Below are 23,817 nucleotides of genomic sequence, written 5' to 3'. Positions count from 1 at the left end.
CATTTCTCCCTAAAAAGGCTTGAATGACACTGCTTCCTTTTGATACATCCATTCCTATTACCGGTTCCATAATACCCTCCTTAATGATACTCGCCGGCACTCCCACGATGGCTCCAAACCCATAGCTTCGCATGTGATACGGGATCTTCAATGTCCCAACCAGCTCAAACATGGTCATTGGGGGTGGTGGGAGAACAGTTTTTATTCCGGGGTTTTCCCCCTAAAAGCCGCACGTTCTCCCGGCTACCGCCATCTTAATACACCTACAAAAATAGGCCAACCAGAAATTCTGGCTGACCTAATAATACGAATAAGCTACCAACTGAATCGATTGATGATGTTATCGTTTATGAGCATGTTAAATAAGTGGCGACGTGAAACATTACACTTGCCAGCTCGACGCATAAGTAAGAATGATCTATGCATTGACGGACGTGACATTCCCGTTTTGTATGGATGCAGCCCCACCGTGGTACCGTATGATCCAAAATGGAAAGACAAAGTATGCATGGCGGGAAACTGGTTAGCACCTGAATTGGACAAATGGGTTCCATCACAGTCGTTGGAATCCTTTCCTTTATCTCGGGAGGTACACCGCCTATCGCAATTAGCTTTAGCAGCATGCCTTTACAACAACCTGATCAAGTGTTCGAAATGATAAAGCAAGCATTAAAGCGGACAGGACAAAGGGGAATCATCGTTACAGGCTGGAGCGAATATAAGCAAAACTTGGATTCTAACGGAGATATTTTGTGCATGGATGAAGTTCCCCATGCCTGGTTATTTCCTCGGACGGCTGGCGTGATTCACCACGGGGGAGCAGGCACCACAGCAGCTGTCTTGCATACGGGTAAACCGATGGCGATCTGCCCTTTTACTGGCGATCAACCTTTCTGGGCAAGACGTATGTATGAATTAGGGGTGTCAGTTAAGCCGCTTCATGAGAAGACTTTGTCGATAGAGAGCTTAGCTGATTGCATTGTCTCCTTAACGAACGATCCGAAATTAAAACAAAATGCAAGGGTTATTGCATCCAAAGTAAATAATGAACAGGGTGTCGAGCGAACAGTGGACTTCATCGAAAAGCATCTTACCGCTTGTCGTTTATCTTCATAAAAGGTTAGTGGGAAATGAATAAAAAATGAGCCTTGCAGTTCATACAAAGATAACTCGTATGAATGGCAAGGCTGTTTTGTATTTGCAGCGTATTATTGTTTTTCAGGAAGTAGTTCAGTCGTTGCTCTTGGATCACCCGATGGATCAAGCGTTTGGTTAGTAATTTGCTTTATTTGTTCAGGACCATTGGTAAATCGCTTAATCATTTTCTCAATATCCAGACCGGATACGTCTTTTAACATTTGTGGAGCAGTCGCCATGAGTTGTGTGACATAGTTGCTTACCCGTGCTGCTCCTTCACCATTGCCTGTGTCAACGACAGTGAGCTTATCAATGGACTTGAGTGGCTCTGCGACTTTGCCAGCGAGTTCTGGCATCATCTTAACGACGATATCGAGTACAGCAGCTTCGCCGAACTTCTCGAACGCTTCAGCAAGCTTCTCTTTCGCTTCTGCTTCGGCTAGACCACGCAGGCGGATGACTTCAGCTTCAGCCGTACCACGTGCACGTTCAGCATCGGCAATCGCCAGACCTTCTAAGCGTTTCTGTTCAGCGAGGGCCTTGGCCTCGGCTTCGATACGATACTGCAGGGCATCCGCTTCCAGTACTTTGCGTGACTTCTCAGCTTCGGCAGATTGAACAACGGCATAGCGATCCGCATCGGCCTTCTTTTTCACTTCTGCATCATACTGTTTCTCACGACGGAGAATTTCTTTGGCTTCCAGATCAATCTCACGTTCTTTGCGAACAATTTCGACACGCATTTGTTCCTCAACAACGCTTTGCTTGGAACGTGCTTCTTGAATGAAGTATGCTTGGTCTGCTTCCGCACGAGCAAGATCTTGGTCTTTTTTGAAAGCAGCAACCTTTAATTCTTTTTCTTTGGAAGCTTCAGCAATGTTCGTATCTCTGAGCAACTCGGCTTTCATTCCTGCTTCTTCCGCTTTGGCCTTTTGGATACGGGCATCACGAACAGCTTCTGCCTCAGCAATGTCTGCATCACGTTTAACGGCTGCGATACGTGGTTTGCCGAGTGCATCTAAGTATCCGTGCTTATCTCGCACGTCTTTAATCGTAAAGGATACAATTTGCAGACCCATCTTTTTTAGATCTTTAGCTGCAACTCCCTGTACTTCCTGAGCAAATCGATCACGGTTGCGATATACTTCCTCGACGGTCATGGAACCAAGGATCGCGCGCAGATGACCTTCGAGAACTTCTTGAGCCTCACTCTTCAGCGCTTCGGTGGGCTTGCCAAGGAATTGCTCTGCAGCGGTTGCAATATCTTCTACAGTACCGCCTACCTTAATGATCGCTACAGCGTCAGTCATGACGGGTACACCTTGTTCGGTATACACTTCTGGTGTGGTTACATCAAGCTTGTGTGAGAGTAGGGATAGAAATTGTGATTGCTGGAAGATTGGCAGGATAAATGCACCACCGCCGCGGACAATTTTCATTTTGCGTCCGGATTCGTCGGTGGATACGTTCTTGCGTCCCAGATAAGAACCGGTAACGATCATTGTTTCGTCAGGGCTGACGGTCTTGTAGCGTGCCCAGAATGCAAGGCCAAGTACGAGTATGACGCCAATAACGATTAATGGGATGATCAATGCTTCACTAAACTCCATGAGATACAGCTCCCTCTATATTTATTTGTATAGGCAATGCCTGAATACACATGAATCCATAAATCGAATCGAAGTGAGAATGTAGGATTTAAGTCCTGTAACAGAAGAGCAATGATGTTAATGGGTTGGACGGAGTGTTTCCTCGTTGAGCGGGGATACATACAGCGTATCTCCCTTTACTTCAACAACGACGATGGTCGTTCCGGAAGGAATGGCTTCTTTGTCGAAGGAGGCTGCAATTTGATTCGTTACTCCAGCTCCGATTCGAACAATGACCTCTCCATAGCCAGCAGCCGGAATCGGAACATTGACCTCCCCAACCTTGCCTGCAAGTTCTGTAATGGAGAATCCAATGGAGTTCTCACTATTCTCCATAGGCCTTACATATAGAAAATAGACACCAATGGATACTACAAGTGCACCAGCAAGAGCGGTGAGGAGAATGGTTATAGAAGACCAAGCTGTATAACGGCTAAGCAGGACTCCGACTGCGCCAAGTGCGGTTAAGCCGCTTACGAGTATGGTTGGCTGAAGTACCGCAAGGTGACTGTCGCCAACTAAACCATCGACTACATGGCTGAGCACCTCTCCAATCAGAAGTGAGACGATGGCGTACAAAACGCCGAATATCAGCAATCCCCAATATAACGTGTGCATGACGATGCGCTCCTTTCTCATCGCTTGAAGGAAGTGACGCCTGCAGCGAATGGGTAGTTATGGAAATATATACGTAATTGGCGGAACTTTGTTTCAACTTCGACTTCAGACCAGTCCAGTATAGGCTCGATCAAAGGTCGGTCAGGTCCCCCGACTTGAGTCTAGGATCAAAAACCGTCCCCGGCCTGTTTTGGGCAAGTGCATTTCCACCTAAAATAAAGACATAAGCAAGACACGACGAAAGGTGGTGACGAACCGAATGCAAACGAACAAAGGTAACACATTCGCTTTTGTACTGATCGCACTGGGAGGAATCATATTACTAAGCAAGTTCGGGATTCATCTGGGCAGCTGGTTTGGCTACTTGTTCCCTCTCATTCTGATTGCGCTTGGCTACTATGGAGTGAAGGCAGGGAATTCATTCTTCGGATGGATCTTCATCATTATCGGAGCGATATCGTTGATTGGCAAGTTGTCCTGGATCATCGGTATCATCGTTGCCGTAGGATTGATTGGTTTCGGGATATCGATGTTGGGAGGCAAGCGCAACAAGAGCCATCCGTTTTAACAAAGGTGATTATTAATAATTGCAAATAGTCGGTTCAAGGAGGGTAAGGCTGAATGAGTGGTATTTTGAAAAGAGTTCGCGACATTACGATGGCTACATTGAATGAACGGTTGGATAAGGTTGAAGATCCTGTTCGCTTGATTGACCAGTTTCTGATGCGTACACGCCATGATATTAATGAGGCAGACCGTCTCTATCAACAATATGTCATGCATGCGAATCAAATGAGAAATCAAATGAATCAAGCACAAGAATTATGTTCTCGCAGAGAGCAGCAAGCGATGCTGGCCTTAAAGGCGGGTGAGGAATTCGCAGCCAAGATTGCATTGCAAGAGAAGCTGATGCATGAGGATAAGGTGCAGCAGTATTCAGAATTGTACGAAAAGAGCAAGGATGCGATTCTTGAGCTGGAAGAGCAATTGAATATGCTCAAGAGCGAATATCAAGCTGTATACGACAAGCGCCAGTATTACATCGCTAGAATGCAGACCGTTCGCTTACAGCAGCAAATGAACGAGCGCTTCGGACAATACGGTGTGGGGCAAGTGGACAGCATGTTCCGCAGATTAGAGGATCGAGTGTCCGGGATGGAATGGGAAACGCAAGGCATTCAAGATGTACGCCGCATGAGCGGCCAAACGATGGGCAACATCAACCCGGAACGGGATATGGCTTTGAAGCGCGAAATGGAGCGCCTGAAACAAAAATTAGATTCAGCAAAGGAGTGAAGTAAGCCATGAACAGAAAGTTGTACCGTTCGACACGGGATCGTAAAGTATGCGGTCTCCTCGGCGGCTTAGGTGAATGGCTTGGATTCGATGTCACTCTGCTGCGTGTCTTGTTTGTAATCGGAGTATTCTTCTCGGCGTTCACACTTATCGCCGTATACTTTGTAGTATCACTAGTAGTACCTAAGGAGCCGTACCAGCCATTTGGACCTACCGGTTATGGTGCAGGCCCATACGGAGGCGGCTATCAAGGCCAACAAGGTTACCAAGGCGGCTACTCCAATGATCCGAACTATTACAACGGATCACGAGCTGCAGGGCCGACGAATCCATACGGCTCCTCCACATATGGAGGAGTGAAGCAAACCAACAGTTATGATGCGAACTATGCATCTTCTAATGATTCTTCCATCGATTCGATGATGATGGATATTGAGAAAAAAGCATTGAAAAAAGAAATCGAAGAACTTCGCCAAAAAGTAGCGAAGTACGAGAGAGGGGACAAATAAGATGGGTGTATTCAAACGTATTAAAGATATGACTAAGGCTTCTGTACATGAGTTGTTGGATAAAGTAGAAGATCCAGTGGTAATGTTGAATCAATATCTGCGCGACATGGAGGAAGAGATCCATGATGCGGAAGTAACAGTTGCCAAGCAAATGGCAAGTGAGCGCCAAATCAAGCATCGTTATGATGAAGCTATTCGCTTTACAGCTGACCGTGAAGCACAGGCAGAACGCGCATTGAAGTCAGGCCAAGAGGAAATGGCACGCAAGTTCCTGGAAGAAAAACTGTACTATGATCAAAAAGTTGCTGAATACAGCGACTTGCATGCCCAAGCACAGGGCCATGCGGAAGAGTTAATGCATCAGCTGCGCTCGATGAAGGATGAATTCTACAAGCTGCGCAACAAACGCAATGAATTGGCTGCACGTGCACAAATGGCGAAGGCACGCAAGCAGATGTCTTCTATTACAAGCAACCATTCCATCGAATCAGGTTCTGCAACTCGCGGATTCCATCGCATGGAAGAGAAGATTATGCAATTGGAAGCAGAAGCTGAAGTCATGCGTGTCCCTTACGGCGGATATGCAGGCACTTCATCCAATTACCAGCCGCCAGTAGATGTAGAGAAGGAAATGAAGGTAAACGAGCAATTGGCAGCATTGAAGCAAAAATTGGGTCAAACGGAGCAATAAATCCTTGGGGGATGTCCAAGGTTGTGATATGCTAACATAGGTAGCTTACGGCGATGCGCTAGCATCGCCGTAAGTGCTATCCGCGAATATTTGTGACAGGAGGTGCGACATGAATAAAAACAACCGTTTGCTTGCATATATTCTTATCGTCTTCGGGTTGCTCATTTTAATTGGCAAGTGGCTTAGTTTCGTAACGTTTGTCGCACTTGTAATGCTGTATTTGGGCATACGCAAAGTTCGTGCTGCAGAATTGCGTGTAGGGTACACCTTGCTAGGTATCGGCGGAACACTGTTACTTTTGGAACATTTAATGCTATTCGTCGGAATCATCTTGATATCGTTAGGGATATTCTATTCGCGTGCTCGCAAAGACCAGAAACATGATCATGTCGAAAAGCGCCAGAATATTACGTCCAGCCTGAAGTGGGATCGAGTTCCGTATATTTTGCATAGCCAGAGCATGTGGCATTTCATTGGGGAAAGTGATATTGATTTGTCCTTAGCGATATTGGAAGAACCGGAAACCACCCTCATCTTTCAAGGTGTATTAGGTGACATGGACATTATGATTCCAGATGACATTGGTGTATATATCGAAGCTACGGTCATATTTGGACAAATTGATGTGGGACGCGACAAAGAAACCGGATTTTTGAACAAGTGGACGTGGCGATCGGCGAATTACGAGTTTACGGAGCAAAAGGTGAAACTCCATATTTCTTACCTTGTAGGAGATATTGATGTCAGGTTGCACATGTAGGACAGTTAGCGGAGAAAGGAGATGCAGAGGCCGGTATGGAACCGAAAAAGCATGTGAATATGGTAGTACGATTAATGGGCGAGACGCTTCTCCTTTCTATTATACTATTCTTTGTCATCATTTATTTGATGCAATCATATGGTTATGTGCAGCCATTTGAGACTTGGATCGACGGAGTGAAGGCGACATTATCGGTGTTGTTTGTCGTTGCAATCATTACGTCGATATTTGCGTTCTACCAAGGTTATCGAATGAAGCGTCGGGTGGAATTGCTGCGCGAATCGATGCTGCTCTTGGAGAAGGGGAATCTATCGCGGCCGATGCCGGATCTCGGCGATGACGAGATCGGCCAGCTAGCTGAACAATTGGAGCGAGTAAGCAAGCGTTGGGAAGAACAAGTGACTTCGATGCAGCGCTTGTCCACGAATAATGCGCAATTGGCAGAGCAGGCTCGGATATCTGCGATTATAGAAGAGCGGCAACGCTTGGCGCGGGAGTTGCATGATGCGGTAAGCCAGCAGTTATTTGCAATATCAATGACAGCTACCGCTGTACGGAGAACACTGGATGTTGATTTTGATCGAGCGGTGCGGCAGGTGGAGCTGATTGAAGAAATGGCTTCCGTTGCCCAGTCTGAGATGCGAGCGCTGCTGCTTCATTTGCGGCCTGTACATTTGGAGGGAAAAGGCTTGACTCAAGGCTTGGCGGAGCTGATCCGCGAGCTTCAGTCCAAAATTCCAATTGAAATCCATTGCGAGATGGATGATCATATTGGATTAGTGAAGGGCGTTGAGAATCATCTGTTCCGGATTGTTCAGGAGGCGTTGTCGAATACACTGCGGCACTCGAAGGCATCACGGATGGAGATCAAACTGCAAAATCGAGGGGATTTCGTTCGTTTACTCCTTCGTGATAATGGGATAGGATTTGATTGGGACGATAAGAAGCAAGCAAGCTATGGCCTTCGTACGATGCAAGAGCGGGTAAATGAAGTGGGTGGCTCCATTCAGTTCATTACCGCACCTGACAAAGGAACCCGGATCGAAATTCGAGTGCCTGTCATGAGAGAAGAGCCTGGTCTGAAGGAGGAAGAGTTGAACGATGGAGATGGAAACATCGATGATGGACAATCCTATTAAAGTATTGTTGGTAGATGACCATGAAATGGTTCGCATCGGCCTTGCTGCAGTACTGAATACAGAAGAAGGCATTGAGGTCGTAGGGGAAGCAAGCAACGGGATGGACGGAATACGTCTTGCCCAAGAGTATAAGCCTGATGTTGTGCTTATGGATCTTGTGATGGATGGTATGGATGGTATAGAGACAACCCGCAAGCTGCTGCAGTTGTATCCTGACTGCAAAGTGATCGTACTTACAAGTTATTTGGATGATGAAAAGATGTATCCTGTCATTGAAGCTGGAGCATTCAGTTATTTGCTGAAGACGTCCCGAGCTACAGAGATTGCTGAAGCCATCCGGGCGGCTGCAAGAGGCCAATCTGTGCTTGAGTCCCAGGTAGCCTCCAAGATGATGAATCGATTCCGCCAGCCAGCACAGCCAACTGCGGCGCATGAACAATTGACAGAGCGTGAGATGGACGTACTTCGTTTATTAGCGCAGGGGAAATCCAATCAGGATATCGCGGATGATCTGTTTATTGGGATTAAGACGGTTAAATTCCATGTTACGAATATATTGGCGAAGCTTGGTGTGGAGGATCGCACGCAGGCAGCGATTTACGCTTATAAGAACGGATTGGCTGAATAGCCGAGAACCCGAGCGCTTTCCTAGGAGAGTGTTCGGGTTTTTTTCGAATGAACTGAGAAGAGGATGCAGGAATTCTAGATAAAAAGCAGAAAAAATAAGGAAACCAGACCCAAATCAAGAGCGAGGCGTCCACCAGGGAAGAAGGGACTGGCTCTATATGGATCGAATGCGCTTGTATATACTTGATTTGAAGTGTCAGCAACTTGAAGCGATCTGTTTTTCTTTTTCCCTCTGTGCTTCTTAACTGGGGAAGGTTCAACGGATGCAGCAGAAGCGTGCGAGGTAGTAACAATATCGCCGTTCAATATCACTTTCCCTCCCTCACAAGAGGTAAGCCGTCCTATATATTGATCTCCATTCTGCATCACAACACAGACCGGGCGGCCACACAGCAATCGAATGAATGTCTCGTCTATCGGAACGGGAACCACGGTTGGTCAGCCTCCATTCTTGGTTGAATGTATATGTCAGTAGTCTATTCCATGAACGAATGCTAGGTATGGTCATACACCTAGAATCAGCCCGCCTAATTCTAAGAGGTGCTACACTTCGATAAGGTAAGGTGATGGAAGGATGCATGCAGTACGCCGTTCTGCCGTTGCGGCAGTAGGATTGGTGTTGTTAGCATTATGCGGTGCCATTGCACTCATCGGAAGCAATGATCGATGGCAGTTGGCTGGGAGTCGGGAATCGGTCGATAAGCTTGATCTTGTGAAACGGGTGAACATGCTGTGGGTGCTTGCTGAATTGGTCGGATCCGGGAAATTCCAGACTACGGTGCTAATTCAAGGGAATTATGCAGCTAATGGCAGCAAGGAGAAGAACCTCGAACAGTGGCAGAAGGATGCAGGAATCACTGCGCACCTGATACGCAAGGAAGAACAAGGCAAGGAGGCGTATCGCGGAATTTATATATCGGATTCGATAGAGGCAGCGATTCTGTGGTTTCAAGAAGAGAATGGGCGCGTATACTATACGATATCCATACAGGGATCAGCCAGAACCGGTATGACTCAGTCAGCTGCAGAAGGGGAACAACTGATGAAGAAGCTGTCATCTCATTACGGGGCAGAATGGACGGCGACCGTTCAGACAGTAGCGAGCCAATCGCTGAAGGACAGCTTCGAGAGGGCTGAGCGATCGTTGCGGGAATGGGGACAAGCAGAACCGCTTGACCGCTATGAGGATGAGCGTACAATCAGTGTATCTTATCAGACGGACTATATGGGTTCAGGTGTGCAAATGAAGCATGGAAATGCAAATTTGCAGCTTGCTGTTCATGAAAACAGGGACAAGGGAGAAACTCGCATATCTTTCGGTACACCGCTGATTGCCGGTGAATATTAATGAGAATGGATTGAGAATTGCAGCTGGGCAAGGCAATGAGAATTATACTTGACGTCAAGGAAAGAATGGAATCTATACGTTAAGTATGCTAAAATGGCATCACATCCGAAATAGGAACTATATCAGATCTATAAACGAGTGTAAGGATGATGGAGAGAGATGACTGTGATGCAAAATCATGAATCCCAATTGGCAGAAGGCGCCGTATTCTATATATTCGGTGCTACTGGCGACTTAGCTCGCCGCAAATTGTTCCCGGCTATATATAGTCTATATCGCGAAGGCAAGCTAGGAGAACGCTTCGCAGTTATCGGACTAGCCCGCCGTGCTCGTACGCATGAAGAATTCCGTCAGGATGTGCGTGCGTCTATCGACGAATTTTGCCGTTACCCGGTTCAGAATGATGAGGAATGGAACCGGTTTGCTAAGCATTTTGAGTACAAGCCGTTAGATATTAACAATGTAGACGGCTTCCGCGAACTGCGTGAGCAGTCCGAGCATATCGAACGCGAGTACGATATTCCAGGAAACCGTTTGTTCTATTTGGCACTGGCTCCGGAATTGTTCGGCAGTGTATCGCACAATCTCCGTGATGGCGGAATGCTGGAGAGCGAGGGCTGGCACCGCCTCGTAATTGAGAAGCCGTTCGGTTACGATCTACCGTCAGCAGAGAAGCTGAACGAAGAAATTCGTCAAGTATTCAAAGAAGAAGAAGTGTACCGTATCGACCATTACTTGGGCAAAGAAATGGTACAGAACATTGAAGTTCTTCGATTTGCGAATGCATTCTTCGAGCCGCTCTGGAACAACAAGCATATCGCGAATATTCAAATTTCCCTGTCTGAGACAGTTGGGGTTGAAGAGCGTGGAGGCTATTACGATCATGCAGGTGCTTTGCGCGATATGGCGCAGAACCATATGCTGCAAATGCTCACGATGATTGCAATGGAGCCGCCTAGCCGCCTGCATCCGGAAGATATCCGCGATGAGAAGGTGAAGGTGCTTCGTTCCTTGCGCCAATACCCAGAGCAAGAGGATGTTCACCGCAATGTCGTGCGTGGACAATATTCCGCAGGCTCGATGAATGGCAAGGAGCTTCCTGGCTATCGTGAGGAAGATAAGGTGAATCCTGCATCTGTAACGGAGACATATTTTGCAGCACGTGTATTCGTTGACAACTTCCGCTGGGCGGGAGTACCGTTCTACATTCGGACAGGCAAGCGTCTGCCAGTGAAGACGACAGAAGTTGTGGTTGAATTCAAGAACATGCCTACGAATGTATACCTCGGACAGAAGCATAAGCTGGAGCCGAACTTGCTCGTTATCCGCGTAAATCCGATGGAAGGCATCTACGTGAAGCTTAATGGTAAGAAGCCTGGAGCGGAAGGCGGCATTCAACCGCTTGCGATGGACTTCTGCCAAAGCTGCATGGTCGGCATCAATACGCCAGAAGCGTATGAGCGACTGATTTTCGATGCTGCTCGCGGCGACTCCACGTACTTCACGCGTTGGGACGAGGTGGCTACTGCATGGTCATTCGTTGATAATATCGCGAAAGCATGGAAGAAATCTAACGAAGATCTGTTCGCTTATCCGGCAGGCTCTTGGGGCCCTGAGCAAGCAGACAAGCTTCTACAAGAGGATGGCTTCCACTGGTGGCCTGTTAATGGACAGGAAGAAAGTGAAGTTGTCTGGACGAAGTAATTCGTTTCCCATAGATTGATAATCAGCTGTGCCCTCTACAGGGGCACAGCTTTTTTGGTTGAAGGTTGAAGGCAGTTTATAGCGAATGGCTGCTTCGTCTTTTCATGTGTCGATCTCGTGACTGTGAAAACAGGATGATTTTAATCCCTATCAAAAAGCTCGGAAAAACTATTGTCTTCTGAAAAAAATATAGTTATACTAGATTCCATAGTCTTGTTAACCATCTATCGGGAGGAATCAACATGAAACGCAACAAATTATGGATTATCGGGCTGCTCACACTTATCGTCCTTGTGGTGAGTGCGTGCGGTAACAATTCTACTCCTGCGAAGGATTCAACGTCTTCTACGGCGGAAGGGACAGGCCAACCGAAGGATGGAGGCAATATTATTATTGCAGTACAAGAGGATCCTCGTGTATTGAACCCATTGTATTCGAATGACCGTGTTACGTTGACGATAAATCAAACCTTGTATGCACCGTTGTATACGGTGGAAGACGGAGGCAAGAAGAAATTCGTACTCGCGGAGAGCATTACTCCATCGAAGGATTTCTTGACGTACACGCTGAAGCTTCGCAAAGGATTGACATGGCATGACGGCAAGCCGCTTACAGCAGATGATGTTGTCTTCACAATCAACAGCATCTTGGATGAGAAGCAGCACAGCACGGATCGTGAATCCTACATCTTCAATGGCAAGCCGCTGCAAGCGAAGAAAGTGGATGACGTAACTGTCGATTTGGTTCTTCCACAGCCATCTGCTTCCTTTGAAGGAATCTTTGCTTCGTTCAAGCCGATTCCGAAGCATATCTTCGAAGGCGAAGCTGATATTGAGAAGAGCACGAAGAATGCAGCTCCAATTGGTTCTGGCGCTTATAAGTTCAAAGAATATCGCCCAGGCGAATATGTAACATTGGAGCGCTTCGATAATTATTTCGCAGGCAAGGGTCATCTGGATCAAGTCATCTACCGCATTGCGAAAGATCCGAATGCAGCGAACTTGGCATTGCAGAACGGTGAATTGAATATGCGCAAGGTTGAACCAGCGGATTACAACAAGTTGAATACAAGCGGCAAGCTGAACATGGTTGTATACCCTGAAGGCCGCTTGAACTATCTGGTGTTCAATATGAACATCGATGCGATGAAGAAGAAGGAAGTTCGCCAAGCGATTTCCTATGCAATTAACAAGCAAGAACTGATTCCGCTAGCTTATGGCTCTGCAGAGTTTGCAGACCCAGCGGCGTCCATCTTCACACCAGATACAACGTATTACACAGCAGATGTTGAGAAGTATGACTACAATGCGGAGAAAGCCAAAGAATTGCTTAAGCAGGCTGGCGTAAGCAACTTGAAGCTGAAGCTTGCATACTCGAATGCAAGCAAGATTCAAACGAGCCAAGCACTCTACATTCAACAAAAGCTGAAAGAAGTAGGTATTGAAGTGGAATTGCTGCCGCTTGAATCCGGCACATTCTCCAATATGTCGCTTGATCCGAACAACACGAAATTCGATTTGTCCTTCAATGGCTATGTAATGGGAACTGAACCGGATTCGTACAAATCGCTCTACTTGAGCAATCAACTGTACAACTACGGCCATTACAACAACCCAGAACTCGATAAACTGTGGGAACAAGCTGCTGTAGAGATGGACAGCATGAAGCGTGGCGAACTGTACAAGCAAATTCAACAAACGATTGCCAGCGAGGCGGTTGTATATCCGATTGCAAACGACAAAGCGATCATCGCGGTAGACAAACGTTATGGCGGTCTTGATGAAGCGGTTGCGAAGCCGGTCTTCATGTTCGAAGATTTGTCCAAACTTTATCTGAACTAAGCACGATAATTTGATATCGAACATAAACATCCAGAATACAGGCGCCAGCAAGGGCTAGCGTCTGCACGGAGGGAATTGAATTGCAGAAATACATCTTGCGACGCGTTCTGCAAGCCGTTCCACTGCTCTGGTTTATTTCAATCGTATCATTCGCGCTCATTAAACTAGCACCGGGAGACCCGGTGCTTTCGTTCGTCACACCGAACATGAACGCGGAGGATGTAGAGCGAATCCGTCATGACCTTGGATTGACGGAACCGATTATTGTGCAGTATTGGAACTGGCTTAAAAATGTATTTTCAGGAGATTTAGGTTATTCACTGATGAGCCATCGGCCGGTGACGGAGCTCATTTTAGAACGGCTGCCTGCGACGATTGGCCTTATGGGATCCGCTATGTTGATCTCACTTCTCATTTCGGTACCACTTAGCATGTACGCTGCGTCACGTAAAAATCGTCTTAGTGACCGCGGCCTTAGCTTGCTGTCTTATATCGGAATCTCGATCCCGAGCTTCTGGTTTGGCATTATGCTGATTTATATTTTTGCGTTGAAATTAAACTTGCTCCCAAGTATGGGGATGCGAACAATCGGGGTAGATTCCGCACTTGATATTTTGAAGCACGGAATTCTGCCTTGTACGGTACTGACTTTCATGAATGTATCGGTCTATATGCGTTACATTCGTTCGCATACGATAAGTCAGCTGGAAGAGGACTACGTTCAAATTCAGTACGCTTACGGAGCTACTCGCGGCACGGTATTGCGCCGTCATGTGCTGAAAAATGTTCTGCTGCCTGTCATTACAATTCTCGGTATGTCCTTCCCTGAACTGATTGCCGGAGCATTCATTACGGAATCGGTATTCTCATGGCCAGGGATGGGGGCACTCGGGATTACTTCGGTATTTCAGCTGGATTACCCTGTCATCATGGGCATTACGATGATCTCTTCCGTTATGCTGGTTGTCGGGAACTTGGTTGCTGACCTGCTGTACGGCGTAGTAGATCCACGAATTAAGACAACGGGGTGAGTCAGATGAACCGAATGATATGGCGAAATATCGCTACACAATTGAAAGAACAGAAGCTGGCTCTGGTAGCATTGATTCTACTCGCGGTTCTCATTATCGCTTCCACCTTGGCATTTTTGAGCCCGCATGATCCCGACAAGATGGTCGTGACGGAGACACTTCAGTCCCCAAGCGCATCTCATTGGTTCGGTACAGATGACCAAGGGCGCGATGTGTTCGCACGGGCATTGTATGGCGGACGTATTTCACTTAGTGTCGGATTTTTGTCGATGTTTATCGCAGTGCTGGTAGGAACAGCTGTAGGTACAATTAGTGGTTATTTTGGCGGCTGGATTGATAATACGTTGATGCGTATCGTTGATATTTTAATGTCGATACCATCCTTCTTCTTAATGCTTATACTGAATGCTTACTTGAAGCCAGGGATTACCACGATCGTGCTGATCATCGGCCTGCTTAGCTGGATGAACATATCCCGAATTGTGCGTGCGGAGACATTGTCCGTCAAGGAGCGGGAATATGTCCTGTATGCGCGAGTATCAGGCCAGAGCACGTTCGGCATCATTTGGAAGCATATCATTCCGAATATTATGCCTACGATTATTGTTACGGCGACGATCAATATTGCAGGGGCAATTATGATGGAGTCGTCACTAAGCTTCCTTGGACTCGGGGTACAGCCGCCGAATGCGTCATGGGGAAGTATGTTGAACAGCGCACAAGGATATATCGGGGAGGCGCCTTATATGGCTTTGTTCCCTGGATTGCTTATCTTGGTTACAGTGCTGTCGTTCAACTTCCTAGGCGATGTGCTGCGTGTTGCCTTTGAACCAAAAGCGAATCAACGTTAGTCCATTATAAGCTGGGTTAGGTTCTAGGATGCAGTGTGTGCACTGTAGAGAGCAGATAGTTGGATCGTCTAACGATACAGATGCAGGGCTAACGATACTATACAACGGAGTGAGACTTATGAATGAACTGCTATCCGTTCAACAACTGAGAACTTCGTTCCATACACGCGACGGAGAAGTGCAGTCTGTCCGGGGCGTCAGCTTCGATGTTCATGAAGGCGAAGTCATCGGCATCGTCGGTGAATCGGGCAGCGGCAAGAGCGTGACAGCGAAGTCTCTCATTGGATTAATACAACATCCGGGACAGATTAAGAGCGGTCAAGTGCTGTTCCACGGAGATAACCTATTAGATATGTCAGAAAAGGAATTGCGGCGCATTCGGGGTAATCGGATTGCGATGATTTTCCAAGATCCGATGACGTCGCTAAATCCGGTAGTTAAGGTAGGCGCACAGATCGTAGAGGTATTGCAGCGTCATCAGAAGCTGTCGAAGACGGAAGCACGAAAGAGGGCAATCGAACTGCTGCGTCAGGTTGGTATTCCTTCGCCCGAGCAGCGCATCGATCAGTACCCGCATGAATTCAGCGGTGGGATGCGTCAGCGGGCCATGATCGCAATGGCGCTCTCCTGCCAGCCCGAGCTGCTTATTGCAGATGAGCCGACCACTGCGCTCGACGTCACGATTCAGGCACAGATTCTGGGATTGATGAAGGAGCTCCGGGATACGACGCGAACCGCCATTCTACTCATTACGCATGACTTGGGCGTTGTAGCGCAAGTGTGTACGAGGGTTATCGTCATGTATGGCGGGTTGATTATGGAAGAAGGCACGGTTGAGGATATCTTCGAGCGTCCTCGTCACCCATACACGAAGGGATTGCTTCGCTCGATTCCGAAAGTATCGACAGGAACACGCGAGCGTCTCGCTACGATTGAGGGAACGCCGCCGAACCTGCTACATCCGCCGGAAGGCTGCCCATTTATGGAGCGCTGCCCTTCTGCGATGGACAAGTGCAGACAAATGCCTCCGGTTGTTACGACCGATCCAGGCCATCGTTCGCTATGCTGGCTTGTGCATGAAGAAGAAGAGCAGCGTCTGGAACGATTGGAGAGGGGGCTGTCAAATGAGTAACCAAAAAGAAATTTTGCTAGACGTGCGTGGACTAAAAAAGTACTTCCCAGCCTCCAAATCACTGCTCGGCCGTCCACAGAAAGTATTGAAAGCAGTAGATGATGTCAGTTTCCAAATTCATAAAGGGGAGACGTTCGGACTTGTCGGAGAATCAGGCTGCGGGAAGTCAACGACAGGACGTTCGATTGTAAGACTATATGATGTAACGGATGGCGAAGTTCTGTTCGACGGTCAAAACATCGCGACAATGAACGAGAAGCAGCTAAAGCCGTTCCGCAAGCGAATGCAGACGATATTCCAGGACCCCTATTCTTCGTTGAATCCAAGCATGAACGTGACTCAACTCATTAGTGAACCGATGGCGATCCATGGCGTCGTGAACCGGAAGGATCAGCGTAATATGGTATTGTCTCTGCTGGAGAAGGTAGGACTGAAGCCAGAGCATGCGGAGCGTTATCCGCATGAGTTCAGCGGCGGTCAGCGTCAACGGATCAGTATTGCGCGCGCACTGTCGGTACGGCCTGAGTTCATCTTGTGCGATGAGCCAATCTCGGCGCTTGACGTATCCGTACAAGCCCAAGTGGTGAATATGCTGGAGGACTTGCAGGAAGAGTACGGGTTGACTTATCTGTTCATCGCGCATGACCTATCCATGGTAAGACATATTTCGGATCGGATCGGCGTGATGTACTTGGGCAAGCTGGTCGAGGTCGCTCCTAGCGATGAGTTGTACAACCATCCTGCACACCCCTATACGCAGGCGCTGCTCTCCGCAATTCCTGTACCGGATCCGAAGCAGGCTGGTTCAGCGATCTCGATGCTTCAGGGAGATTTGCCAAGTCCGCTCGCAGATATGCAAGGGTGCAAGTTCGCATCGCGTTGTCCCTTTGCCACGGAACGCTGCCGTCAGGAGGAGCCGAAGTGGCGGGAAATCTCCTCTGGGCATTATGCGGCTTGCCATTTGAATGATGGTCAAGTGTAAGTGATGCTATTAATTTAAGCTCGTATAGCAATTACGAGAGAGGCTTAGGTTCCTATAGCTAGTATGATATAATGCTAGATATTTGTTAATCTATGCCAATGCACAATTGTGAGGAGAGTGGAATAGATGTCTACAGAGACTCGGGTATCGCAAAGTACCGCGATTATGATAGAACGCGCTCGTCGTAAGGGCATTACCGAAGAGCGGCTGTTGCATGCAGCACGCACAGGAGATGTTAGCGAACTCATTACGATTAATGAAGAGTGGTATACGTATGATGACTTCGTATCCTATGCGAACGAACATGATGAGCCGCTTGCTCAAGCAATTGCAGAGGGATATCGGATGACATTTAACACGAATAATGGTCTGTCGATATGGCTGCAAGAGCGCTTCGATGTGCAAGAGGGAGAGCATTATACCAAGGAAATGGGTCGTATTTCAGGATTGAAGCTGAGTGCAGCTGATGTCGAAGTAATTCGCTCTTCATTGGCCTTGAACTGGACATTAGTTGAAGGATCCGCTGCGGATGGAGCGGGTACGGTAACACTGGTTGTCCGTGCTCTGCTTGAGCAATCATAAGTAGTTAATAATACGTATTGTGATATAATCGGAATCGTCCATTCTCTCGATGAGAGGGTGGATGATTTTTTTAGTTGGGAATGTATGAGTATCCAATGTAGGGGATATCGGATGATGATGCTGGGTCGAGAATGTGGAAATATTTCATATTCTTCGAAGGTTGTTCTCGTTACCCATTTATAGGATTACTTATTTTGTGTTACAATAGGACTTACGTGATTTTGTGATGAGAGGGCTAACGATATGAGTAAATTATCCGAACAATTAGCGCAAGAGGTAGAGAAGCGTCGTACCTTTGCGATTATTTCTCACCCAGACGCCGGTAAGACGACATTGACAGAAAAGCTGCTCCTGTTCGGTGGCGCCATCCGTCTCGCAGGTACGGTCAAAGCTCGTAAAGCGAGCAAGCATGCAACGAGTGACTGGATGGAAATCGAGAAGCAGCGTGGTATCTCGGTTACGTCATCGGTAATGCAATTTGATTATAATGGACATCGGGTTAATATCTTGGATACACCAGGTCACCAAGATTTCAGTGAAGATACGTATCGCACATTGACAGCTGCGGATGCTGCTGTCATGTTGATCGACGTTGCGAAGGGTGTCGAGGCACAGACCATTAAGCTGTTCCAAGTATGTGCGAAGCGTGGTATTCCGATCTTTACGTTCATCAACAAGCTCGACCGTGAAGGTCGCAGTCCGTTCGAATTGATGGAAGAGATCGAGCAGGTGCTCGGAATTCGATCTGTGCCAATGAACTGGCCGATTGGTATGGGGCGCGGTCTATGCGGTGTATATGATCGCATGAAGAATCAAGTCGAGCTGTTCCAGGATGATAACACGAAGATTAGTGTGAAGAAGGTTGAGGATTACAACGATCCGGCCATTCGCCAAATTGCAGGGGACTATTTGCATGATCAATTGTGTGAAGAGTTGGAATTGTTAGACGTAGCGGGAGACGAGTTCGATTATGAGAAGGTAAAGCGCGGCGAATTGACCCCCGTCTTCTTCGGAAGTGCGGTCAACAATTTCGGCGTGCAGACATTCTTGGATAACTTTCTTCAGCTTGCTCCGAAGCCAGCTCAGCGCCAATCGACGGAAGGGCCGATTGAGCCAACGAACGAGAAGTTTACGGGCTATATTTTCAAAATTCAAGCAAATATGAACCCTGCCCATCGGGATCGCATTGCCTTCTTGCGCATTTGCTCCGGCAAATTCGAGCGCGGGATGTCCGTTAAGCATGTACGGGCAGGCAAGGAGATTAAGCTTGCGCAGCCACAGCAATTCCTTGCCCAGGATCGGGATATCGTACAGGAGGCATTCCCAGGCGATATTATCGGACTGTTCGACCCAGGCATTTTCCGGATTGGAGACAGCTTGAGTCAAGGTGGAGAAGTGGTGTTCGATGAACTGCCAACCTTCTCTCCTGAGATTTTCGCCCGGGTGACGGTTAAGAATGCATTGAAGCATAAGCAGTATCAAAAAGGCGTCGATCAGTTGACTGAGGAAGGTACAATTCAAGTATTCCATTCCGCAGGCGTATTTGATGAGACGATATTGGGCGTAGTAGGTCAGCTCCAATTCGAGGTATTCGAATATCGGATGAAGGCGGAGTACGGCGTTGATGTGATGATGCAGCGTCTAACGTACCAGTTCGCAAGATGGGTAACAGGCAATCCGAAGGATATTGATCCAACGAAGTTCCGTATCAATTCACAGCTCGTGAAGGACAAGAACGGCAATTTTGTCGCATTGTTTGAGAACGAGTATGCGATGCGTACAGCTATGGACAAAATGCCGGATTTGAAGTTTATGGAGACAGCTCCTTAAGGAAAATAGACGACAAGAAGCCCGCCAGATTATTGGCGGGCTTTGTCATTATCCCAGACCCACAGGCCTGTATAGGAGGGCAGTACGACACTGCCATCTGTTTCTAGCGTGAGGAACTCGCAGGCGGCGGAACCGAAAAACCAGCTTGTAATCTGCTTGGCCTCCTCCATCGAAGGGAAGCGGAAATGCGTGCTTAATTCCGTGCGCTCGAACCCGTAACGTTCTTCTAAGTCTCGAATGTACGTCCGCAATCCAGGGGGAACTTCGGGGACGGCTACCCCCGTTCCAAGTGTCTCCCAAATCGCGATACATCCACCGGGACGCAATATGCGTCTCAGCTCGTGCATGATGCGAGCTAGTAAACTGCTCTGTTCTTCACTTGTATTCCCTTCACAGGCACCATAACAGATTGTCCAGCCTGCTAGAATGAGATCAGCAGAATGATCAGCAAGCGGAAGCTTGTGGTGCAATGCTTCATGTGTGGACAGCTTAGCGGCTGTAGGGGCGCTTATTCGTCCCAAGGATACATCAAGCCATATATTGTGCTTTAGCTGCTCTAGCATCGCTTCAGATGCGTCACAGGCTACATAGGAACCAGATTGCCAATCTCTGTTGGACATGTCAGCTAATACAACTCGAGTAAATCTTCCGGTTCCTGCACCAATTTCGATAATCCGCTCATAATGCCGCTTATTGAGCACCTGCTGTACAGAGTGCCGCCATTCCTGCTCGATATCTTCGTACTGGATCATACGGTCATAATCGGCAGCCTGCTGGGCGTAGACGGTGTCATGATCCGGTTTCATTTTCGTGTTCGCTTGCTTGGTTTCATCCGATTGAGATACAAGTGTCACTTTGCGATCTCGGGGTTGGGCGGTACCATCCTGCGCTGATTCGATTGTCACGGCTCTTACACCCTCTCTTTGGAAATCGTCAGCATGTGCATTAAATGATTCAACTGTTCCGCCTTTACCTTGAAACCTTGCTGCTCTAACCATGAAATCAATCTGGAACGATCGGCGAAATATTCGTCGTGAAGTGCTTCAATCCCCTGCACGTCCCCTGCAGCTGTCAGCTCGTTAATAAAGGTAGCGCGATGCGCCTCATCCCGGAACATTAGGTCTGCGATTACAATGCGTCCATCAGGATGGAGTAACCGGGTCATCTCGGCAAGGGCGATTTCTTTCTGATCATCGGTTACATGGTGAAGAGCGTAGGTTGATATTATGAAGTCAAATGCTTCATCCGCTAACGGCAAAGCCAGCATGTTGCCTTGCAGCAGCCGAATATTCGGCCATTTCTCCCGACATCGCTCGAGCATCGCGTTTGACTGATCAATGCCGGTCATATCTGCCCCCAGGCGCAAGCAGCGGCCAGCCAGATTGCCCGTACCAATCCCAATTTCAAGTCCTCTTTCTCCGGTCTTTGACTCCTGAATCGCCTCAAGACATACCCTGTCAAGAATGGCCTCATAATCGGCGTGGACATCCAATGGCCCCGTACCGTTCGCTACAGCGTGATCATATTGTCCTGCCTGCTTGTCAAAATTCCAGCGGTCGCTCCAATCACTGCGCAGCTTCTGGTAGCGTCGTGATTGTTCGCCAATGGCATGTAAATCGTTCATCATCATCTCTCCTTGATTCGCTTGATCGGAATCATAGCCGTTAAGCAGCTTGTCAATTTGGCCGAGGAGCCGCTTCAGCTCGGTATATTGCAGGGCTAGCTCTTGCCGCTTTTCTAATAAAAAGGGATGGACAGACGCCATATTCCCTTGAGCTGCATCATCAATACAGCAGCGAATTTGCTCGACTGACAAATTCATCTCCCGCAGTGCGCCTATTGTCCGCAGCCGGTTTATATCCGTTTCATTGAATACGCGATAGCCATTCTGTTCTTTGGCGAGCGGAGGCAGTAGACCTTTCTGCTCATAGAAGCGTATTGCTCTCGTTGTCATCCCAAGCTGCTCTGCAGCTTCTTGAATTTTCATGGGGCATCGGCTCCTTGCTTGGTTATGCTTTCATTGTATAGTTTGACGCAGCGTCAATGTAAAGCGATATGTAAAAAAAGACGCAGAACCGTTATCCCTCTATTCAAGGGTAATGGGTTCTGCGTCATTGTAATGTGGATATGCATAATTGCATTTCGTGGATGCGGGCAATGTAGATTTGATGATTATTTGCCAGCTTGTTCGTCTTGCAGTTTGCTCTGAAGAGTGTCGATAAGCTGCTGACGAGCCTCGCTGCTGCTCGCCTTCCAGATCATTTCGAACAGCACACCCAATCCAGGCAATGCGCGTTCATCGTAATCGATGGAGCCCTCAATCATATCTACGATATCTTCATCGGGCTTGTTTTTTACCTTTTGCACAATGGCTTGACGCAAATTCAATGTGACGGCCACAGGCAGTCCTCCTTCCTTCGCGTGTGCTTGCTTCATGCTATAACATTCCCTGAGATGAGGACAGTCATTCAAGGAAGGGATTCGCGTTTCACCTACGTAGATGGGCATGCTATAATGAAGGGTATAGAATGTTGTCGGAAAATGGGGAAGGTGAACCTATGGCTGCCAAAAAACAATTTGCCATTATCGGTATGGGCCGATTTGGCACAAGTATAGCGAACAGCTTAAGCAAAATGGGATTTGAAGTGCTTGCGATTGATTCGAGCGAGCAGAAAATTCAGGATGTAGCGAATATGGTTACGCATGCGGTGTCCGCAGAATGTACGGATGAAGAAGCGCTGAAAGCGCTTGGTGTCCGCAACTTTGACGTAGTCGTTGTTGCCATCGGGCAAGATATACAGGCAAGCATCCTGACTACGCTCATCCTGAAGGATCTAGGTGTGCCGACGATCGTTGCCAAGGCGCAGAATGAACTGCACGGCAAGGTATTAAGCAAAATTGGTGCTGACAAGGTCGTATTCCCTGAACGTGATATGGGGATGCGCGTTGCGCACAACCTGATTTCGCCGAATATTTTGGATTACATCGAGTTGTCTGATGACCACAGTATTGTAGAGATTCGTGCGACGCCGCTTATGATCGGCAAGAACTTGAAGGAACTTGATATCCGCGCGAGGTATGGATGCAACGTTATGGCAATTAAGAACAACGGCAAGACTAACATTTCTCCATATGCAGAAGATCGCATTAAAGAAGGAGACGTGCTTGTCATTATTGGGCAGAACGAACATTTGAATACGATGGAGCTGGCATTTTCGGAATCATGAGAGAACCATTGAGCATTACATCGATACAGAATAATAAAGTAAAGAGCTGGGTACAGCTAAAAGAACGGAAGCACCGCAACCGTGAAGGCTTGTTCATCGTGGAAGGCATCCATCTCGTACTGGAGGCACTGCGCTCTGATATGCAGGTGGATGTCGTGGCGTATGACATGAACAGCGGAATACCGCAGGAGTTGGAGCCATTCCACTTGCAAGAAGAGGGGGGACTATCATCCTCTGGTCGTGCTCCAGGCACGGAGTGGATTGCAGTGACGGATGCGATCATACGCAAATGCAGTGATACCGAGACCCCGCAGCCTGTCTTCGCTATTGTCCATAAGCCTGCTGCATCGGTAGACAGCTTGCTGGCATCACCGAACTCGCTCGTTGTTGTTGTGGATGGCGTACAGGATCCTGGCAACCTAGGGACGATTATCCGTACCGCAGATGCAGTTGGCGCAGATGGTGTCGTCATTGGCAAAGGAACCGTTGATCTCTACAATGCGAAGACGATTCGTTCGACGATGGGTTCGCTATTCCACTTGCCGGTTGTAGAGGGGGATTTAGCTGAGCTGCTTCCTGCTGCGCAAGCACGTGGAGTTCGACTAGCCAGCACGAGCCTGCAGGCAACGCATTCCTGCTATAGCTATGACTATCGCCCTGCGACATGGCTTGTCGTAGGCAATGAGGGGCAAGGCGTCTCTCAGAGCGTGCAATCGCTCGTGGATGATACGATCATTATCCCAATGCGAGGGCAGGCGGAATCGCTGAACGTCGCCATGGCTACTACAGTGCTGCTCTATGAGGCAATGAGACAGCGTCATTTTTCAAACAACAATAATTCCTGTCCACGACCCTAAATAAGT

Annotated in this window: 25 protein-coding genes; 19 read left to right on the top strand and 6 right to left on the bottom strand. The window is 47.9% G+C overall.

The features are described 5' to 3' along the window. Positions 1-543 precede the first annotated feature (543 nt). Positions 544-1,116, top strand: coding sequence for a glycosyltransferase (locus BBG47_RS23495; protein ID WP_083189554.1), 573 nt, complete (start codon positions 544-546; stop codon positions 1,114-1,116). Positions 1,117-1,208: 92 nt separating this feature from the next. On the opposite strand, the gene BBG47_RS23490 is transcribed toward BBG47_RS23495, so the two are convergent. Continuing rightward, positions 1,209-2,747 carry a flotillin lipid rafts scaffold protein FloT gene (locus BBG47_RS23490; protein ID WP_065293738.1) on the bottom strand — a complete coding sequence of 513 codons (1,539 nt, stop codon included), beginning with the start codon at positions 2,745-2,747 and terminating at the stop codon, positions 1,209-1,211. Between the two features lie 117 nt (positions 2,748-2,864). Then, positions 2,865-3,404, bottom strand: a complete 540-nt coding sequence (locus tag BBG47_RS23485; RefSeq protein ID WP_065293737.1) for an NfeD family membrane protein — start codon at positions 3,402-3,404, stop codon at positions 2,865-2,867. 259 nt (positions 3,405-3,663) lie between these two features. Here BBG47_RS23485 and BBG47_RS23480 point away from each other — a divergent pair, with 259 nt between their 5' ends. From BBG47_RS23480 to BBG47_RS23450, 7 genes are all read left to right on the top strand, one after another. Then, a complete protein-coding gene (locus BBG47_RS23480; RefSeq protein ID WP_021254299.1) occupies positions 3,664-3,972 on the top strand; it encodes a LiaF transmembrane domain-containing protein in 309 nt (102 codons plus the stop codon). Positions 3,973-4,025: 53 nt separating this feature from the next. Continuing rightward, the gene (locus BBG47_RS23475; RefSeq protein ID WP_021254298.1) at positions 4,026-4,700 is read left to right on the top strand and encodes a PspA/IM30 family protein; all 675 of its coding nucleotides are present in this window, start codon (positions 4,026-4,028) and stop codon (positions 4,698-4,700) included. An 8-nt stretch (positions 4,701-4,708) separates the two neighbouring features. Beyond that, positions 4,709-5,209, top strand: a complete 501-nt coding sequence (locus BBG47_RS23470; protein ID WP_065293736.1) for a PspC domain-containing protein — start codon at positions 4,709-4,711, stop codon at positions 5,207-5,209. Position 5,210: 1 nt separating this feature from the next. Then, entirely contained in the window at positions 5,211-5,900 is a 690-nt protein-coding gene (locus tag BBG47_RS23465) for a PspA/IM30 family protein (protein ID WP_021254296.1), read from the top strand. Positions 5,901-6,009: 109 nt separating this feature from the next. After that, on the top strand, positions 6,010-6,660 hold the full coding sequence (liaF, locus tag BBG47_RS23460; protein WP_065293735.1) for a cell wall-active antibiotics response protein LiaF: 651 nt from the start codon (positions 6,010-6,012) through the stop codon (positions 6,658-6,660). 35 nt (positions 6,661-6,695) lie between these two features. Beyond that, positions 6,696-7,799: a sensor histidine kinase gene (locus BBG47_RS23455; RefSeq protein WP_021254294.1), complete on the top strand. Its 1,104-nt coding sequence runs from the start codon at positions 6,696-6,698 to the stop codon at positions 7,797-7,799. Beyond that, on the top strand, positions 7,783-8,427 hold the full coding sequence (locus tag BBG47_RS23450; RefSeq protein ID WP_174807476.1) for a response regulator transcription factor: 645 nt from the start codon (positions 7,783-7,785) through the stop codon (positions 8,425-8,427). Before BBG47_RS23455 ends, BBG47_RS23450 begins: the two co-directional genes overlap by 17 nt. Before the next feature lie 74 nt (positions 8,428-8,501). On the opposite strand, the gene BBG47_RS23445 is transcribed toward BBG47_RS23450, so the two are convergent. Next, positions 8,502-8,858: a hypothetical protein gene (locus BBG47_RS23445; protein WP_065293734.1), complete on the bottom strand. Its 357-nt coding sequence runs from the start codon at positions 8,856-8,858 to the stop codon at positions 8,502-8,504. A gap of 142 nt (positions 8,859-9,000) precedes the next feature. On the opposite strand from BBG47_RS23445, the gene BBG47_RS23440 reads away from it, so the two are divergent. The 9 genes from BBG47_RS23440 to BBG47_RS23400 all read left to right on the top strand — a co-directional run bounded on the left by BBG47_RS23440 (position 9,001) and on the right by BBG47_RS23400 (position 19,727). Beyond that, on the top strand, positions 9,001-9,774 hold the full coding sequence (locus BBG47_RS23440; protein ID WP_065293733.1) for a YwmB family TATA-box binding protein: 774 nt from the start codon (positions 9,001-9,003) through the stop codon (positions 9,772-9,774). Positions 9,775-9,933: 159 nt separating this feature from the next. Then, the gene (gene zwf / locus BBG47_RS23435) at positions 9,934-11,478 is read left to right on the top strand and encodes a glucose-6-phosphate dehydrogenase (protein WP_065293732.1); all 1,545 of its coding nucleotides are present in this window, start codon (positions 9,934-9,936) and stop codon (positions 11,476-11,478) included. A 242-nt stretch (positions 11,479-11,720) separates the two neighbouring features. Continuing rightward, complete coding sequence (locus BBG47_RS23430) at positions 11,721-13,319, top strand: ABC transporter substrate-binding protein (RefSeq protein ID WP_065293731.1); 1,599 nt, start codon at positions 11,721-11,723, stop codon at positions 13,317-13,319. An 80-nt stretch (positions 13,320-13,399) separates the two neighbouring features. Beyond that, a complete protein-coding gene (locus BBG47_RS23425) occupies positions 13,400-14,350 on the top strand; it encodes an ABC transporter permease (RefSeq protein WP_065293730.1) in 951 nt (316 codons plus the stop codon). A 5-nt stretch (positions 14,351-14,355) separates the two neighbouring features. Then, positions 14,356-15,201 (top strand): ABC transporter permease, encoded by an 846-nt coding sequence (locus tag BBG47_RS23420; RefSeq protein ID WP_021254287.1) that lies wholly within the window; start codon positions 14,356-14,358, stop codon positions 15,199-15,201. 118 nt (positions 15,202-15,319) lie between these two features. Continuing rightward, positions 15,320-16,333 (top strand): ABC transporter ATP-binding protein, encoded by a 1,014-nt coding sequence (locus BBG47_RS23415; protein ID WP_036667646.1) that lies wholly within the window; start codon positions 15,320-15,322, stop codon positions 16,331-16,333. Further along, a complete protein-coding gene (locus BBG47_RS23410) occupies positions 16,326-17,315 on the top strand; it encodes an ABC transporter ATP-binding protein (protein ID WP_065293729.1) in 990 nt (329 codons plus the stop codon). Before BBG47_RS23415 ends, BBG47_RS23410 begins: the two co-directional genes overlap by 8 nt. Positions 17,316-17,441: 126 nt before the next feature. Then, entirely contained in the window at positions 17,442-17,897 is a 456-nt protein-coding gene (locus BBG47_RS23405) for a hypothetical protein (RefSeq protein ID WP_065293728.1), read from the top strand. A gap of 243 nt (positions 17,898-18,140) precedes the next feature. Next, a complete protein-coding gene (locus tag BBG47_RS23400; protein ID WP_021254283.1) occupies positions 18,141-19,727 on the top strand; it encodes a peptide chain release factor 3 in 1,587 nt (528 codons plus the stop codon). A gap of 29 nt (positions 19,728-19,756) precedes the next feature. On the opposite strand, the gene BBG47_RS23395 is transcribed toward BBG47_RS23400, so the two are convergent. From BBG47_RS23395 to sspI, 3 genes are all read right to left on the bottom strand, one after another. Beyond that, positions 19,757-20,632: a class I SAM-dependent methyltransferase gene (locus tag BBG47_RS23395; protein ID WP_065293727.1), complete on the bottom strand. Its 876-nt coding sequence runs from the start codon at positions 20,630-20,632 to the stop codon at positions 19,757-19,759. A 5-nt stretch (positions 20,633-20,637) separates the two neighbouring features. Further along, positions 20,638-21,714 (bottom strand): MerR family transcriptional regulator, encoded by a 1,077-nt coding sequence (locus BBG47_RS23390; RefSeq protein WP_065293726.1) that lies wholly within the window; start codon positions 21,712-21,714, stop codon positions 20,638-20,640. A gap of 185 nt (positions 21,715-21,899) precedes the next feature. Further along, the gene (sspI, locus tag BBG47_RS23385) at positions 21,900-22,127 is read right to left on the bottom strand and encodes a small acid-soluble spore protein SspI (RefSeq protein WP_028533687.1); all 228 of its coding nucleotides are present in this window, start codon (positions 22,125-22,127) and stop codon (positions 21,900-21,902) included. 158 nt (positions 22,128-22,285) lie between these two features. Here sspI and BBG47_RS23380 point away from each other — a divergent pair, with 158 nt between their 5' ends. Beyond that, the gene (locus BBG47_RS23380) at positions 22,286-22,954 is read left to right on the top strand and encodes a potassium channel family protein (protein WP_021254279.1); all 669 of its coding nucleotides are present in this window, start codon (positions 22,286-22,288) and stop codon (positions 22,952-22,954) included. Then, a complete protein-coding gene (locus tag BBG47_RS23375; RefSeq protein ID WP_094183209.1) occupies positions 22,951-23,811 on the top strand; it encodes a TrmH family RNA methyltransferase in 861 nt (286 codons plus the stop codon). The genes BBG47_RS23380 and BBG47_RS23375 overlap by 4 nt, the downstream gene beginning before the upstream one ends. Positions 23,812-23,817 lie beyond the last annotated feature (6 nt).

Source organism: Paenibacillus sp. KS1 (assembly GCF_001680695.1).
Classification (GTDB): Bacteria; Bacillota; Bacilli; order Paenibacillales; family Paenibacillaceae; genus Paenibacillus_B; species Paenibacillus_B suaedae.
Note: the sequence above shows the minus strand (reverse complement) of the source record. Positions and strands in the feature narration are given on the sequence as shown.